The organism is Clostridium lundense DSM 17049, from assembly GCF_000619945.1.
GTDB lineage: Bacteria > Bacillota > Clostridia > Clostridiales > Clostridiaceae > Clostridium_AO > Clostridium_AO lundense.
Genome location: NZ_JHVC01000002.1, coordinates 253,877 through 270,731, shown reverse-complemented (window position 1 = coordinate 270,731; position 16,855 = coordinate 253,877). Strand labels below are relative to the sequence as shown.

General features: G+C 27.9%; 14 protein-coding genes. 1 reads left to right on the top strand and 13 read right to left on the bottom strand.

What is annotated here, in order from left to right; translation table 11 throughout:
• Positions 1 to 99 precede the first annotated feature (99 nt).
• Positions 100 to 1,608 (bottom strand): DUF1846 domain-containing protein, encoded by a 1,509-nt coding sequence (locus T514_RS0105085; protein WP_027623802.1) that lies wholly within the window; start codon positions 1,606 to 1,608, stop codon positions 100 to 102.
• A 190-nt stretch (positions 1,609 to 1,798) separates the two neighbouring features.
• Entirely contained in the window at positions 1,799 to 3,145 is a 1,347-nt protein-coding gene (locus T514_RS0105080; RefSeq protein ID WP_027623801.1) for an MATE family efflux transporter, read from the bottom strand.
• A gap of 123 nt (positions 3,146 to 3,268) precedes the next feature.
• Between T514_RS0105080 and T514_RS0105075 the strand changes: the two genes are divergently transcribed.
• On the top strand, positions 3,269 to 4,078 hold the full coding sequence (locus T514_RS0105075; RefSeq protein WP_027623800.1) for a MerR family transcriptional regulator: 810 nt from the start codon (positions 3,269 to 3,271) through the stop codon (positions 4,076 to 4,078).
• 124 nt (positions 4,079 to 4,202) lie between these two features.
• On the opposite strand, the gene T514_RS0105070 is transcribed toward T514_RS0105075, so the two are convergent.
• The 11 genes from T514_RS0105070 to T514_RS0105020 form a co-directional block, all read right to left on the bottom strand.
• Complete coding sequence (locus T514_RS0105070; protein ID WP_027623799.1) at positions 4,203 to 5,096, bottom strand: SPL family radical SAM protein; 894 nt, start codon at positions 5,094 to 5,096, stop codon at positions 4,203 to 4,205.
• Positions 5,097 to 5,110: 14 nt separating this feature from the next.
• Positions 5,111 to 5,374: a zinc ribbon domain-containing protein gene (locus tag T514_RS0105065; protein ID WP_027623798.1), complete on the bottom strand. Its 264-nt coding sequence runs from the start codon at positions 5,372 to 5,374 to the stop codon at positions 5,111 to 5,113.
• A 63-nt stretch (positions 5,375 to 5,437) separates the two neighbouring features.
• Positions 5,438 to 6,349 (bottom strand): helix-turn-helix transcriptional regulator, encoded by a 912-nt coding sequence (locus T514_RS0105060; protein ID WP_027623797.1) that lies wholly within the window; start codon positions 6,347 to 6,349, stop codon positions 5,438 to 5,440.
• A 90-nt stretch (positions 6,350 to 6,439) separates the two neighbouring features.
• Positions 6,440 to 7,810: a DUF4179 domain-containing protein gene (locus tag T514_RS0105055; RefSeq protein WP_027623796.1), complete on the bottom strand. Its 1,371-nt coding sequence runs from the start codon at positions 7,808 to 7,810 to the stop codon at positions 6,440 to 6,442.
• A 2-nt stretch (positions 7,811 to 7,812) separates the two neighbouring features.
• Positions 7,813 to 8,367, bottom strand: a complete 555-nt coding sequence (locus T514_RS0105050) for a sigma-70 family RNA polymerase sigma factor (RefSeq protein WP_027623795.1) — start codon at positions 8,365 to 8,367, stop codon at positions 7,813 to 7,815.
• 210 nt (positions 8,368 to 8,577) lie between these two features.
• Positions 8,578 to 11,712, bottom strand: a complete 3,135-nt coding sequence (locus T514_RS0105045) for an SNF2 helicase associated domain-containing protein (protein WP_027623794.1) — start codon at positions 11,710 to 11,712, stop codon at positions 8,578 to 8,580.
• Between the two features lie 178 nt (positions 11,713 to 11,890).
• The gene (locus T514_RS0105040; protein WP_027623793.1) at positions 11,891 to 12,853 is read right to left on the bottom strand and encodes a DUF4367 domain-containing protein; all 963 of its coding nucleotides are present in this window, start codon (positions 12,851 to 12,853) and stop codon (positions 11,891 to 11,893) included.
• Between the two features lie 2 nt (positions 12,854 to 12,855).
• Positions 12,856 to 13,401, bottom strand: a complete 546-nt coding sequence (locus T514_RS0105035) for a sigma-70 family RNA polymerase sigma factor (protein ID WP_242850552.1) — start codon at positions 13,399 to 13,401, stop codon at positions 12,856 to 12,858.
• 212 nt (positions 13,402 to 13,613) lie between these two features.
• A complete protein-coding gene (locus T514_RS0105030) occupies positions 13,614 to 14,393 on the bottom strand; it encodes an ABC transporter ATP-binding protein (protein ID WP_027623791.1) in 780 nt (259 codons plus the stop codon).
• Positions 14,390 to 15,388 carry a FecCD family ABC transporter permease gene (locus tag T514_RS23810; RefSeq protein WP_034868170.1) on the bottom strand — a complete coding sequence of 333 codons (999 nt, stop codon included), beginning with the start codon at positions 15,386 to 15,388 and terminating at the stop codon, positions 14,390 to 14,392. The genes T514_RS0105030 and T514_RS23810 overlap by 4 nt, the downstream gene beginning before the upstream one ends.
• A 25-nt stretch (positions 15,389 to 15,413) precedes the next feature.
• A complete protein-coding gene (locus T514_RS0105020; RefSeq protein WP_027623790.1) occupies positions 15,414 to 16,568 on the bottom strand; it encodes an ABC transporter substrate-binding protein in 1,155 nt (384 codons plus the stop codon).
• Positions 16,569 to 16,855 lie beyond the last annotated feature (287 nt).

Sequence of the window (16,855 nt, the reverse complement as noted above, 5' to 3'; positions counted from 1 at the left end):
AAAAAATAATCATGAAACAAAAATTTTAGTAACATTAAAACCGACTGCTATTTTTAATAACAGTCGGTTAACATTCATCATTTTTATACTATTATATAACTAATTATTATAGTAAAGACTTTCTGAAGGATATTCAGGATCACATGTTACATCTATGCCAAGTTTTCCAAAAGTCTGTTCATCATTTCTACTTAAAATTGTAGTTGAGTGAGCTTGGCATCCTTTTAACATTGTTAACTTTTCCATAGCTACTTGTGCTGTTGGATTTGTAGCAGCACATATGCTAAGTGCAATCAATACTTCCTCACAACTTAAAGCTGTATTCTTGCTTCCTAATGTTTTTGATTTGAAATTTATAATTGGTTCAAGTATAACTGGAGAAATTAAATGAATTTCATCAGATATATTTGCAAGATGTTTAACAGCATTTAGAATCACAGCTGCTGTTGAATTCATCACATCAGAACTTTTACCAGTAAGTATTGTGCCATCATGAAGCTCTATTGCTACAACTGGGCAAATATCATTCTTGTTAGACATTTCTTTTAACTTAGCTGAATATTCTCTTGCAGGCATAACAACTTTTCTATCTTGTTGTTTTAAATTAAGTTCTTCCATAATAAGTTTAACTCTTTGGAAAGTTTCTTCATCTACATAGCCCTTTTTATATTCACACCCTGTTTTAAAGTATCTTCTTATTATTTCTTGTTTAGATGCTTCTTTAACAACCTCATCATCAATAATACCAAATCCTACTCTATTAACTCCCATGTCTGTTGGAGATTTATAAACAGCTTCCTTACCTGTTATTTTCTCTATAATTCTCTTAAGCACAGGGAACGTCTCAATATCACGATTATAGTTTACTGCAACTTTATTATAAGCATCAAAATGGAATGAATCTATCATATTTACATCTTTAAGATCAACTGTTGCAGCTTCATAAGCTATGTTTAAAGGATGCTTTAGTGGAACATTCCAAACTGGGAATGTTTCAAACTTTGAATATCCTGCAACTTTACCTCTTTTATATTCATGATAAAGCTGGCTAAGACATGTTGCAAGCTTTCCACTTCCTGGTCCTGGCGCTGTTACAACAACAATAGGTTTGCTTGTTTCAATATATGGATTCTTACCATATCCTTCATCACTTACAATTGCCTCAACATCTGTAGGATATCCTTTTGTTGCTTCATGTTTATATACTTTTATACCTCTACGTTCAAGCTTATTTATAAAGACAGTAGCCGCCGGTTGTCCGCTGTATCTAGTTATTACAACACTATTTACCTCAAGATCATAACCTCTTAAATCATCAATTAATCTTAAAACATCCATATCATAGGTAATTCCAAAATCACCTCTGATTTTATTTCTTTCAATATCCCCTGCATATACACAAATAATTATTTCAACTTTTTCTTTCAATTTGTGTAATAATTTAATTTTTGCATTTTCATCAAAGCCTGGCAAAACTCTTTTTGCATGAAGATCAAATAAAAGCTTTCCACCAAATTCTAAATATAACTTGTCATAATTATTAACTCTTTCTAGAATGTATTTTGATTGTTCTTCAAGGTACTTTTCATGATCAAATCCTATCTTCATTTTCACGCCTCACTATCTTAAATCATTATTTAACTATTTTATCATTGTCAAATTTCTACAACTATCAACAATAAATATAGTTTTACAACTTTCTATTATTACATAGTTTTAGTTTAAAGTAAATAAGAAAAGTATTGATATCTTAGAACACCAATACTTTTCTTATTTTGATTTATTTTCTAAATCTCCTTTATACTTTGATAAATCTTGAATGGACATAACTATTTTTCTTAGTTATTAATACAGATATTATAATACTTATTCCTTCTGAAACAACAGTAGCTAGCCATATACCATTTTCTCCAAATGCAGCTGTCATTATAAATAAGACTAATGTTATAATAACTAAGCCTCTAGATATGGATATAATAGTTGCATATTTAGGCTTTGCTATAGCTGCAAAGAAACCTGATATTAAAATATTATAGCCTACTATAATAAATGATAAAGAAAACATTCTTATAGCCTTTATAGAATACATATATAACTCCTCATTAGCTCCTTTATCCATGAATATTTGAACTAACTGAGGTGTAAATATGTTTACTATGGCAAATATTAATATAGATATTAATCCTATAGTTTTTGCACTCATATTAAATAAAGTATTAACAGCTTCTTCATCTTCCCTACCATGATAAAAACTACATAAAGGCTGCATTCCTTGTGTAATACCTATCATAGTCATTAAAACTAATAAATTTATATAAGAAATAATGCTATAAGTTACAACACCTTTATCTCCAACATTGCTTAATATAATCTGATTAAATATATATATAACTACACCTGTTGAACATTCTGTTAAGCTATCTGGTAATCCTATTGATAATATTTTTTTAATAACCCCAAACTCAAATTTACACTTTATAAATTTCAACTTTGATTTTTTCTTATTGAAATGAATTATATAAATTAATGTTGCTATAACTTGAGAAATACCTGTAGCATATGCTGCTCCTTTTATTCCCCAATGGAACTTCATAACAAATAGATAGTCTAGTCCTATATTTACTAATGCAGAAGAAACAACACCTACTATTGCCAAATAAGGGAATCCATCAGCCTTTGTAAATACTTCCAAACAATATGATGTTATAAAAAATCCATTAAATATAGTTATTATTTGTAAATATTCCTTGACGTAACCCATTGTTAAATCATTTGCACCTAAAAATATAGCTATTTTATCCAAATTCATTAATGTTAATGTTACTATTATTATTGAAACAACAACCATAGCAATAAAATTCATAGTAAATATTTCATTAGCTCTTTTTAAATCATTTTTTCCTAAAGCTATAGAAACAAGAGTTGAAGCTCCTGTGGCAAAAAATACTGATATAGCAAAAATAAAATTGATAAAAGGCATTGCAATATTAACTGAAGCTATAGCAGTAGTTCCAACTCCCCAACTAACAAATATTCCATCAACCATAGTATATAAAGAATATACCCACATGGCTGAAACAGATGGTAATAAATATCTTATGAATTTTTTTCTCATGCTATTATTATGAACCGTTGTGCAATTCATAACTATCACCCCTTTATTAAAATTATAAACCCTGGTATAATACTAAGGTCAACTATATTTTTATGTTTTAGCAATTTTTGTAAAATAATTAATATAGTACTAAAAATATTTTGGGAGGATTTTATGAAAGATTGTTATAAGATTGGAGAGATATCCAAAATATATAACATGTGTAGAGATTCTTTAATGTATTATGAAAAGTTAGGTATACTAAGACCCATGAGAGATTCTAATGGATATAGGCTTTATACCATGAATGATATATGGAAACTAAATTTAATTAAAGAACTGCGTACCTTTGACTTTTCTATGGAAAAAATTAATGATTATATAAATAATAGAACTGTAAAAACCACCAAAGAAATGCTAAGTGAAGAAATATGTTTAATAGATAGTAAAATACAAGAATTAGCACTCTTAAAAAATAATGTTCTAAAACGAATTGAAAATATTAATTCTGCTGAAAATACTACTATTCTAAATACTATTAAAGTAATTTATATAGATGAAAGAAAAGCATTAAAATTGAATGGTGATATATCACGTGATGAAGAAGTAGATTATCTAATAAAAAAGCTTCAAAAAAAGTATGAGGCTAAATTTTATCTTTTAGGTAATACAAAAGTAGGCGCTATATATAATTTAGATAGCTTAAATAGTGGCATTTATAATGAATATAAGTCAGTATTTTGCTTATTAGACAGTAACGAAAGTAATTATAATTTACTATTACATGGGGCACATTATGTATGTATTTCATATAAGGGTTCCTATTCTTATAACAAGCAATATATTAATAAGTTATTTTCATTTATTAATGAAAATAACTATAAAATTATATCTGAACCTATAGAAATATACAAAATCGATGTACATGAGACTAGCTTACAAGAGGAGTTCATAACTGAAATACAAATTCCTGTTTTAATATAGCATAATTCTTGGCTTCATATGAAATTTTACTAAAAATTTAATTAATTTAAGTAATCATCCTCTAAACCTTAAAAAGACGCTTATCGCGTCTTTTTAATTTAGGCATATTCTTTATTTAATATACCTAAAACCAACTTATTTGTCTATCTCCATAGCCAGCTTTATAAGCTAAGATTATATCCTCCATTTTATAAAGTAACCCTAATCTTTTACATTCAGTTTCAAATATATGGTATAGACTTTTTGAATTAAAAGAAGAACATTCATAATTACTTCCAAATGCCGCTTTATATCTTTGTACTAAATTTTTATCTGGGAACAGCTTTATTAATTGTTCATAATAATAATCTCTTTGATTTTGTCTAAGGGTTAGACCCATTCCATATGCAAAAACAAACTTCGCACCACACTTATGAGCTTTTCTTACTATACTTATAATATTTTCTTCATTATCATTAATAAATGGTAAAATAGGCATAAGTAATATTCCAGTGAATATACCATTATCTGAAAGACTTTTTATTGCGTCAAATCTTTTAGATGTTGTACAAACATTGGGTTCAATCTTCTTACATAATTCATCATTAAAAGTAGTAATAGTCATCTTTATAAGAACTGGTGAATGCTGTTTTATTCTATTTAAAATGTCAATATCTCGTGTTACAAGATCACTTTTGGTAGCTATAGCTATGCCAAACTTAAATTTGTCTATTTCCTCCAGTGCATTTCTCGTAAGCATTAATTCCATTTCAAAAGGATTATAGGGATCGCTCATTGCACCTGTGCCTATAACTCCAATCCTTCTCTTACTTTTTAAATCATTTCTAATAATTTGTGTTGAACTCTTCTTTGCCCTTACCCTATCGAAATTATCTATATTGTAACACTCACTTCGAGAATCACAATAAATACATCCATGGCAACAACCCTTGTAAATATTCATATTATAATTTATCCCAAACCACCAATTATCTTTTGCATATTTTGAAACTATTGTTTTGGCAGGAATATAGTCCATTTTTTTCTCCTTAATTACTTAGTTCTCCACCTTTTTAGAGTAGGGAAAAATCTTTGAAGATTTTCTTTAGCCTCTTTTTCATTCATATTTGGATTTGCCTTTACCATATGTGGTACGCAAAAATCAATCATTTGTTCCATGGTCATATCATCTTTAAATGCACCTTGTTCAAAACAATAAATACAGTATTCATTATTTTTACTTCCATCTTTATTTGTTCCAAGTTCCTTTTCATCAGTAAGTGGCATACCACAACTTTGACAATACATTCTTTCCATAATAAATACACTCCTTTTTCTTATTTGCTTACATGATATCAAAGTATATATGCCACCTGTATGTCATATTATATATTTTCCCATCATACTTTTAATTCTACTTTTTACTTCTTCTCTAATAAATGCTGGTTCAATAACCTCTACATCATCACCGTAAGATAATATATGAGAATACACCCATTCATCATATGGAAATTCTACTATGACTAAATATGTGCCATCTAAATTTTTAGATATTTGCTCTTCATCATAATAATCAATAATGCGATATAGCATATTAGAGTTGAACTTAAGTTTCAATTTAATCATAGTAACTTTATAGTCATCTTTGTCCTTATTGAAAAATTTACTAATTTCCTTTCTTTCAAAATGACTATCAATAGACCCTACATCTCTCATACGAGTTATCTTAAATATTCTACCAGCTTCCTTATCACAGCAATATGCAAGTAAATACCAAGCTTGCCCTTTAAATATGATTTTATATGGCTTTACAGTACGTTGACTTTTAATATTTTGAGAGTTTACATATTTAAATTTTAAAATTTTTTGCTTTAATATGGATGATTTAATTTCATCAAATCTCCTGTCAACATCCCCATCACTTCCCCAAGGGGTAAAATCAACTTGAACCCAATCTACGGAATTAATTTTTCCAAAAATACTTCCTATTTTATCTAAAGTATTATCTATTTTTAACTGTTTCGTAGCTTCTAAGGTTTTAAGTGCAAAAATTATATTTCCCTTTTCATCCTCTGAGAGAATTGTTTTATCTAGAGTATAATTATCTAGAAGAGAAATTCCTCCATATCTTCCTTTACTCATATACACTGGTATACCTGAAGAAGATAATTCCTCTATATCTCTGTATATTGTACGCTGAGATACATTAAACCTTTCTGAAAGCTCCTTTGCTGTTACAGTTTCTTTATTAAGAAGAATAATTATTATTTCTATTAGTCTATTAATTTTCATACATATCACCCTTCATATACTAAACTGAAATTTTACTATATTATATCAGAAAAGGTATAACGCTACATGAATATACTCTAAAAATTTATATTATTTAAGCTTAATAGTAATTGCTTTATCTTTTAGAATTTTCATATCTGCCCCATCATAAGTTCCAACCATTAAGTCTCTCTCTTTACCAACTTTAAATACACTCATATGCTCATTAGGCTTTTTATATTTGCTATAAATCGTATCTATTTTTTGATAATCAGATATCTCCTCTATTTTATTATATTTGCTCATTACATATATAGGTATAGGAAATACATCTATTAAATTGTCTTTTCCAAAACATTTTTCGTTATATCTTACAACTAGATAATCACCATCAATAAAATAATCCTTAATATTTATACTTCTATCTTTATCATTAATTAGTTCTATTGGCTTTACATTATTTACATCTAATTTAACTGGCGATAATCTTTTACTAATATTACTATTCGGCATGGTATACTCAGGTATAATAGTTATATTACTCATATTGGCGTTAGAAATAAATCTATGACTCCATTTCAATTTATCTTTCCCTTTAGAAATGTCACCATCACAACTTGATGATCCATTGGAACGCAATATTTTTCCCTTATCATCTAGAACTATAAAATAAAGTTCTGGAACATTGTTATCAGACATATCATTAAAATGTCCCTGTCCTTCTATTTTTACAGTAAGTGGAGTAACTGTTATATTTGAAATTTTTCCCTTTACCCCATTTATATTTATGTCAACATTTAATTCTTTTTCATAAGTTTTTTCTGTTTGTTTACTTTTGTCCATAAAAAATTGAACTCCCCAATCTCCTGATATACCAAATAATTTTGATATATCAATATCTACATTCATCTTATCTTCTATATTATCTGATTCCAAATCAATATCTTGTAATACTCTAATGGTATTTTTATCTATAAAATCCCATGAAGCTCCACCACTCATACTTACATACTTCCCGTTTATCTTCATTGATTTCATTGGTGATATTGCATTTGTATAATCCCTATAATCATTCTTAATTTCCTTGTTGTTATTTTTCACAATAAAACTCAAAAAAAGTGTATTTTTATCTGCTACTGCACTTTGAAAAGTAACATCAATCCCTTTATAGGACTTAGTCTTACCAATTGTTTCAATATAATTAACATAATCCTTATTGACACTAACTAAATTCTTTTTAAATAATTCTCCGATTATAGGAATATTAATTGCCAAAGCTGGTTTTGCTATTATAGCAGATGACATAACCACAAAAGTAATAGCTGCTGCACAAATCTTCTTTTTATTCATTAATCTTTTTTTACCTATAGATTTTCTTAAATTCTTTTTAACTCTCTCTTTTTCTATATCATCAACAAAAATTTCCTCAAACTCATTTTCATCTATATCAATATCATTTAATACTTCATAAATATCCTTCATAATTAAATCACCTCCAAGTTTGATGCTTTTTCCCTAAGTTTTCTTTTCCCTCTATAGATTCTGTTATCCACTGAAGCCTTTGTAATATTAAGTTTTTTAGCTATATCCTCTGACTTATATCCAAGAAAGAATTTTAGAACGAAAATATTTCTATCAATATCCTTTAAACTATCAATTAACTTTAATATTTCACTTTTATTTTCCATAGTGATAAAATTATCTTCTGCAGAATTTTCATTTGTAATTTCAATGTCATCTAAAACAGTTTCTATGTTTTTTATATTAACCCTATAACAATCAATAGCTTTAAATTTAGATACAACATAAACCCATTTTTTAAAATCTGTTACATCTCCTCTAAATTTCATAGCATTATTCCAAATAGAAAGAAATACATCATTTACACATTCTTCTATAAGACCATCATCTCTAAGTGGAGAAAGAACCTTACTTACAGTTCCCTTTACTAGTGGTAGATAATTATCTACAATATAATCTAAAGCATCTTCCTTCCCCTCCTTCAGCCTCTGTATATAATTTTCCCCGTTCGATTTCATAAAACTATCTCCTTGCTAAGATATTATTGTAAAAGCCTTTACACTCTATATAACGTATAAACCAAGAATATATTCTCATATTTCCGTTTAATTATTGATATTTATTCATACTTTCACCCTTTTAAGCCAAAATAAAATGCCCCCTTTATAGAAACAGTTTTGTTATTTTAACTGTCTACCATAAAGGGAGCATATCATTTACTGTGGCTTCTAATCTCTCTCAAAAAGCTTAAGTAACTCTTCCTTAGATAATTTATTTAAAGTATTGCTATTTTGAAATTCCCCTGTAATAATATTATTTATTAACTCTTTCTTACTCTCTTGTAATTCTACAATTCTTTCCTCTATAGTTCCTCTAGCAATTAATTTGATCACTTGTACCACATTTTTTTGTCCAATTCTATGTGCTCTATCTGTAGCTTGATCTTCTACTGCTGGATTCCACCATGGATCGAAATGAATAACTAAATTTGCTGAAGTCAAGTTAAGTCCGGTTCCCCCTGCCTTCAATGAAATTAAAAATACTTTTATATTATCACTATTATTAAACTCATTTACTAACTTAATTCTCTCTTTAGAAGGAGTAGAACCATCTAAATAAAAATATTCAACTCCTTTTTCTTTTAAAGATTCACCTATTTTATTTAAAGCAGAAGTAAACTGTGAAAATATCAAAATTTTACTGTCTGAATCTATTCCTTCTTCTACTAATGTCATAGCAACTTTAAGTTTTCCACTTCCACCTTCATATTCAGTAAATACTAATGATGGATCCAAGCAAATTTGCCTCAGTTTAGTTAAATAAGAAAACACTTCTATTTTACCTTGAGAATTATTCTTTAATTTTTCTCTTATATCTTTTATATAAGTATTATATATAAATTTTTGCTTTTGAGTCATTTGCACCAATATCTTCTTTTCTATTTTATCTGGTAGATCCTTTATAACTTCTTTTTTAGTCCTTCTTAAAATAAATGGCTTAATTAATAACTTAAGATTCTCTAGGTCTTTTTCATTTCCACAAAGAAATTTTTCATAAAAAACTTCCTGAGAATATAAATATCCTGGCATTATAAAATCAAATATTGACCAGAGCTCTATTAAATTATTTTCCATAGGAGTGCCCGTCAATGCAAACTTTACCTTTGCTTTAATTTCCTTCACTGCCTTTGTACTTTGAGTTATAGGGTTCTTTATATTTTGCGCTTCATCTATAATACAATAATCAAATTCAATATTACTATAATTTTCAATATTATTTTTTAGGGTCCCATATGTAGTTAAAACTATATCATATTGCTCCAAGCTATTTATTACCCGTCTCTGCTCTGTTTTTTCACCATGTATGATTCCAACTTTTAAAATAGGTGCAAATCTTTCTATTTCATTCTTCCAATTATAAATTAATGATGTTGGTACAATTATCAAGGATTTTTTGTTCTTTTCTGATACAACAAAGGCTATAGTTTGGATTGTTTTTCCCAGCCCCATTTCATCTGCTAAAATACCACCAAAGTCTAATTTACTTAAATGCTTAAACCATTTAAATCCATCAATTTGATATTTCCTAAGTGTAGCTTTTAGCTCTTCTGGTAAAGTTACTTCTTTACTATTTATACAAGTTAGTCTATCTTCTATATTTTTTAATATATCAATACCTTTGTGTATTCTAAAGTTCTTATTTTTTAGATTTTCTAATATATAGAGTGATTTATTTTTTTCTACTTGTACTGAACCACTTTCTATATTTTTATCAATATCTAATATGTGAAATAAATTTAAAAAATCTTTTATTCCTTCGTCTTCAAAATCAATAAATCCATTATCTTTAGTCTTATAAAATCTATTATTAGATCTATAGCTTGCAAATATATTACCTAATTCATTTCTTTCAATGTCTCCAATATTATAATCAAATTTCAAATATCCATTTTTCTCATTCAAATCTATCTGAATAGAATTTGAATTATATATTTTTATATTATCTAATCCTTCTCCCAAAATAACAGTACCTAAAGAATTTATACTATCTTCTTTGTTACTTAAAATATTGAAAAAATCTTCATCTTCACCAATAAACATAAGTCTATGATTTCTTTTTATAAATTTATATTTTTCAAGCTTCATGAGAATTTTTTCTTCTTCATTAAAATCTCTTCTAAATTGTTGCTTATTTTCATCATTTTCTAATATATTAATCTTTTTATTATAATAAATGCCTTTTACATCACAGTATATATTAGGCTGCTCTTTATAAATAATAAACTCTAACTTCAATGAATTAGATGCAAACCTTTTTACACTCTCTGTAATTGTTATATTATTTGAAATACTACTTAATAAAGAAATAATTTTATTATAATTTTCTATATTTTTAGCATATAAAATTTCATTATAACTTTTAAATCTATCATATAAAGGACTATATTTCTCAATCTGCTCTTTCGTTGGCAAATACAGCTCATCATTAAAAAAGTATACATCCTTATTTCTATTTAATGGAATGGGAAGTTTTTTATGAGTGGTTAATACAAAGCATCCATCTTTCTCTTTTAACGTAAAACTAAGAGGTAAGTCTGATTTTAAAACATTTGTTTTATATTCTATTCCATTATATTTAAATGTAATTTTATTTTTATCAATACACTGCAAAAATTCTCTTAACTGTTCAGGAGTAACTATTAAACTTTTTCCTATAGACATTGTCATTTTTTCTTTTTCAATATACTGTCTAATAAAATTTATAATCTTTATATTGCTAAAAGAAATAATGTTTTCTTTGTGATTATATATAAATCTATCATTTAAAAAAATATCTTTTTTATTATCTAAATCTCTAATAAAACTTCTTAAATTATTAATTAAATGCGTTTGTTCAACTCCTAACCAAAATTCTAATTCATAGTTAGTTTTACTTTTCCATGACCTGCAAGTAATTTTCACATCAATATTTACTGGGATTTTCTCTTCATCTCGTTTATATGACTTTTTAATTTTTTCATTTCCTGCCACTTTCTTGTTAAACAATAAACTTAAAAATTTATATGCAGTGGCATTTAAATGCTCACACATAAATAATTTTTTATTCATAGAAATCTCTTTAAAATCATCACAAGTGCAGCTTACTCCATCTAACTTTTTATGTAACAGATTCACTTTTATATGTGTCTTAATGTTATCACCATTATTATATTTCAATACATCTCCGTAAATATGATATATATTATCTATCTTTTTTCCTTTAATATTGGAAACTAACCCTTCTTTAAATATACTTTCTCCTTTTTTTCTCATAAAATTAGAAGATGTTTTGAAAATTATTTCTTCTAATTCCCTTAAATTCATTTCTTCACCACTTTTCTATAAGTAATTATCTACTTTACAGAATATTTATTATATCATAACACACTAAAAATTATTTTACTTATTTTTATTAAATATATAGATTATGAAATAATAAACAAAAGGTATAGCTAAAATCGCTATACCTTATTTATAACTATCAATTTATATTAAAAATGAATTATTTAATAGACTGTGCAATCTTTATTAGTTCATCCTTTGTAATACTTTCCTTACCTGATAAACTATAAATCACCTTTTTGTATTCCCAATCAATATATCTATCATTACTTATTACAGCATCTACACCATTAATTTTTATTTTTTCAACTTTCTCTGCATCACTTACAGAATTCATGCCTTCACAAGCAAGACGTTGCTGCATATACATAGTTTTACCTGTTTTTTCATTAACAAAATATAAGTTAACAAATTTATCAAGTATTTCCCCTTCATTACCTTTACTAAATTCTGCTCTATCAAATTTATAACCTTCTGGTAAGTAGGAAGGTAAAATAACTTTAAAACAAGCATGTTTATTTATTTCATTAGTATCTCTTACTTCTAAAACTCCCTTTTTTCGTAATTTCTTTTCTTGCTCTACAGTTATTATTTTTCCATCTATAAAGTCAGCAATTTTTTCACCCTTAGCTGTATACATTTCACCTGCATTTTCTTTTGTAACTATTTCTATTTTATTTCCATGCTTATCAAAAATTTTGCCTTTATATTCATCTGGAACTGGGATCTTTTCTATTTTAGGTGATTCCATTTGTATAACACTTACATGTCCTAATGATATTGTTCTAATCACTTTATCTGCTATTTCACGTGCAAATGCTGGTTTTATTAAAGAAACACTAATTATACCTACTGCTGCAACTGATGCTACCTTTGCAATATAAGATTTTTTATTTAATTTTTTCATATTATTATCTCCTTTATTCTCATTTATATTTTTTAAAACTTTGTTAAACACAGCTTCTTTATTGCTGTTTTTACTAAAATCCTTATCTGCCAAAGTCTTTCCCAGTTTTAGAATTTGGTTGTATTCTTGGCTACTTGATTCATCAGAATCTTCTATTCCATTAAAATAAGCATCTATATCTATTGAAAATTTATCTTCAATACTTTTTTTATCCATGCCTACTCCTCTCTTTCCATTTCTACTTTTAATTTTTTCATTGTACGATAAAGTATTACTCCAACATTACTTTCAGTAATATCTAATATTTGTGCGATATCTTTATTTTTTATATTAGCTCCAAATTTAAGTGCTATAATATTTCTTTCCCTTTTATCCAAAGTATCTAATGCCCTTGAAAGTTTTGCATTAGTTTCTGCTGTTACTACTATACCTTCTGGCGTTTTTTCCCTTGATACCAATTCCTTAATTGTATCAAGAGAAAATAATTTATGCTTTTTTAAACTTCTAAAATAATCATTTACTACATTTCTAGCTATAGCAAATACCCACACTTCAAAGGGTGCTTTAACTTTAGAATATGTTTTTATTTTAAGCATTATCTTTTCAAAAACCTGACTTGTTAAATCTTCTGCTGTATAATCACAATTAATTCGATAATATATATAGTTATAAACGCGTTTATAATACATCTGAAAGATATAAGTTAGCTCTTCGTCTTTCCCCAAGGTTTTTCTAATTTCTTTTTCATCTATAACCTCATTCACTACAAGCTGCCGCATATTTTTAACTTCTTCCTTTCATTAACTTTTTTACTTAGCTAAGTAATTTCATATGTTAATACGCAAGACTTTCTATTCCATTACACATAATTTAAAAAAATACTATAAAATTCATTTTTGGTGAATTCTATAGTATCTTTTAAATATATTCGATTATTTTAATTAATACATATTTATAATATTAAATTAAAATTATCTTATAGTACATTATTTTTTGGTACTACCATATTCATACCATTATATAAAGATATAGCGCAAGTATCTTTATATAATGAATTAAGCACTTCATTAATCATAACTTCACTTGTAATACCTTGTTTTATAATATACCCATCATCAATTACAACTACAGAGTCGCAAAACCAAGAAACATGATTAGGATCATGTGTACAAGTTATTATAGTTTTATTGTACTCCTTAAGTGATTTTAAAATTCTCCAAACATTAATTTGGTTCTTAAAATCAAGAGCAGATGTTGGTTCGTCAAGAACCATGATAGGGGTATCTTGAGCTATTGCTCTAGCCAATAATACCAATTGTCTTTGCCCTCCGCTTAGTTCCGTGTAACAGCGATGACATATGTCCTCTATACCAATTCTCTTTATCGCTTTATTGGCATACTCAATGTCTTCTTTAGCTGGCCCTAAGAATCCACCTAAATGCGGAGTTCTTCCCATAAGCACTACCTCTTCTACAGTAAATGGAAAAGATAGCTTATGATCCTGTGGAACATATGATATGTATTTACTAAGTTGCTTTGGACTAAGTTCTTTAATCTCCTTATCCATCACCTTAATGTTACCTTTTTTATATTTTAACAATCCAGTAATACATTTAAGTAAAGTAGTTTTTCCTGAACCATTTGGGCCAAACAATGCATACAATTCCCCTTGATTAATATCCGCAGTAATTCCCTTAATAACTTGCCTAGAACCATAATTAAAGTATAGATTTTTAATGCTAATTACGCTTTTCAATTAAAATACACCTGCCTATTAGTTCTAAGTAAATAAATTAAATAAGGTGTCCCTACAATGGAAGTAATTATACTAATTGGTATCTCTCCCATTATCAATATTCTTGCTAAAGTATCACATATTACCATGAATATCCCTCCAAATAAAGCAGATAGAGGTATTAAATATCTATGATCAGGTCCTATAGTCATCCTTGCCATATGAGGTACCATAAGACCCACCCAAGAAATAATGCCCACAGTGGCTACAGAAATAGCCGTTATAAATGTTGCGAGGGATATTAAGATCAATTTTAAAGGGCCTACTGATACACCCATTGACCGTGCCTCTTGCTCTCCCATAGTAAGTACATTCAACTTCCAGCCAAAAGCCCAAATAATAATAATTGATACTAATATAAATAGAAACAATGCCTTAACATTTTTCCAAGCTGCTGTATAAAATCCACCCATCAGCCAAAATGTAATCTCTCTTAATTGCTTATCACCAGCAGTAATTTTTATATAGTTTAATATTGCAGTAAAAAGTGATGAAACTATTATTCCAGAGAGAATTAAATTCACTAATGGAGTCTCTTTCTTTCTAGTGGCAAGAGTATAAGCCATTGCCATTGCTAACATTGCAAAAATAAATGCTGTAAATTGTACAGATAATATGCTACAAGACAAAACTATAGAAACCGCTGCACCACAAGCTGCTCCTGAGGATACTCCTAATATATACGGCTCCACAAGAGGATTTTGGAACAATCCTTGAAAAACAGTTCCTGCTGTACTTAATGCCATTCCAACAATAGAAGCTAATATAACACGTGGAATTCGAACTTCCCATACAATTATATTAATTTTTACTATAGGTTTTAATCCTATTCCCAAATGATAAGCAATAACGTTAAACACATCCATTATTGGAACTTTGTAAGTTCCAAAATGTATAGCTATAGTCATAGTCAATAATAATATTATAAAGAATATGACAAGAAGAAATTTCTTCATTATTTATACTCCCTCTTAATTATATTTAAAAGTTACACTCATCCATCCATTTTAAGTACTGTACACCTTTAAGCTCTTTTGCTTGAGAATCTGATATGTTGTAAAGCCTTTTATGATATTCATCTAGCCACTGACTAACTTTAATATCAGTAAATTTATCTGGATATGCACTCTTTGCTGATATTAAAAGAATAGTAGGAAATTCTAATCTAAAATCTCCCCACCAAGTAAGAAGACCAAGGGAAGTAACCCTTCCATTTCTAACAGCATTTACATCACGAAGGCTCTTATATGCTGGATCATTACTAAGTATTTTAGGATTAGGTTTAACTGAATTTGTACATAGTATAATTGCATCTGGATTTAAAGTTATTATTTGTTCTGATGACATCTTTTTACTTTCATGCTTATCATACACATTTTTAATATTACATATCTCCTCTGAAAATTTAGCATCACCAAAATTTTTTCCCCAAACTGAACCTACGCTGCTATCACCCTTTAAGCCAATGTACATTGCGGAAGGTTTCTTATCATTAGGAATATTTGCAGTCCTAGTTTTTATCATATCAATCTGTTCTTCCATATAAGCTATCATTTCTTTTGCTCTCTTTTCCTTACCAAAAACCTTGCCAAGAAGTTTAATTCCTTCATATTGAGTCTCCAACTTCACATCATCATAGCAGCCTGGCCCATTTATAACAACCAGCGGTATTTTAAATTCATTTTCTATCTTATTCATAGCTTCTGTAGTAACATCTTTATCTTTGATATATTCTGAATTTCTCCATAAGACAAGATCAGGGTTTGCATTAGCAAGTGCCTCATAATTGAAGCCTCCAATACTATACCCTATGTTAGGGAGTTGTATTATTTTCGGAAATAACCATAAAGTGTCCCTATCTTCTGGTTTTGGTTCCTTCCCTTGTATAATTCCTCCTGAAGCCACTATTTTATCTTGTATTCCCATAGCAACCATAGTTTGTACAATAAATCCCTTATCAACAATAACTACTCTCTTTGGATCTTTTGGTATCTCAATGTTTTTACCTCTCATATCAACGATCTTTTTTGTTTCTTCTTTTTTTCCTCCCTGTGTAGTTGTACATCCAGATAATACACTAAACATTACAACAATTATTAGAGCGCCTGCCAAAATTATTTTTTTACCTTTCCTCATTATTTCCCAACTCCTTTGCAACAATAGATAATAATAATTTTGAATCAATTGTTAAGCTAACTTTTAACAGCTAAAATAGAAAACCACGAATAATTAATCTTGTTTTTACAAGAAATAACCTTCGTGGTCAAAAACCCATATTTTAAAATCTTTACTATTTTACCCGTTTTTTGATTTTCCGCCTAGTTCTAAAACAACTTAATAATACTGTTTACAAGGAAGTAACCTTCGTGGCCAACATTCCTTTTTTTGTATTATGAAACAAATTCTAACTATATAGTATAGTA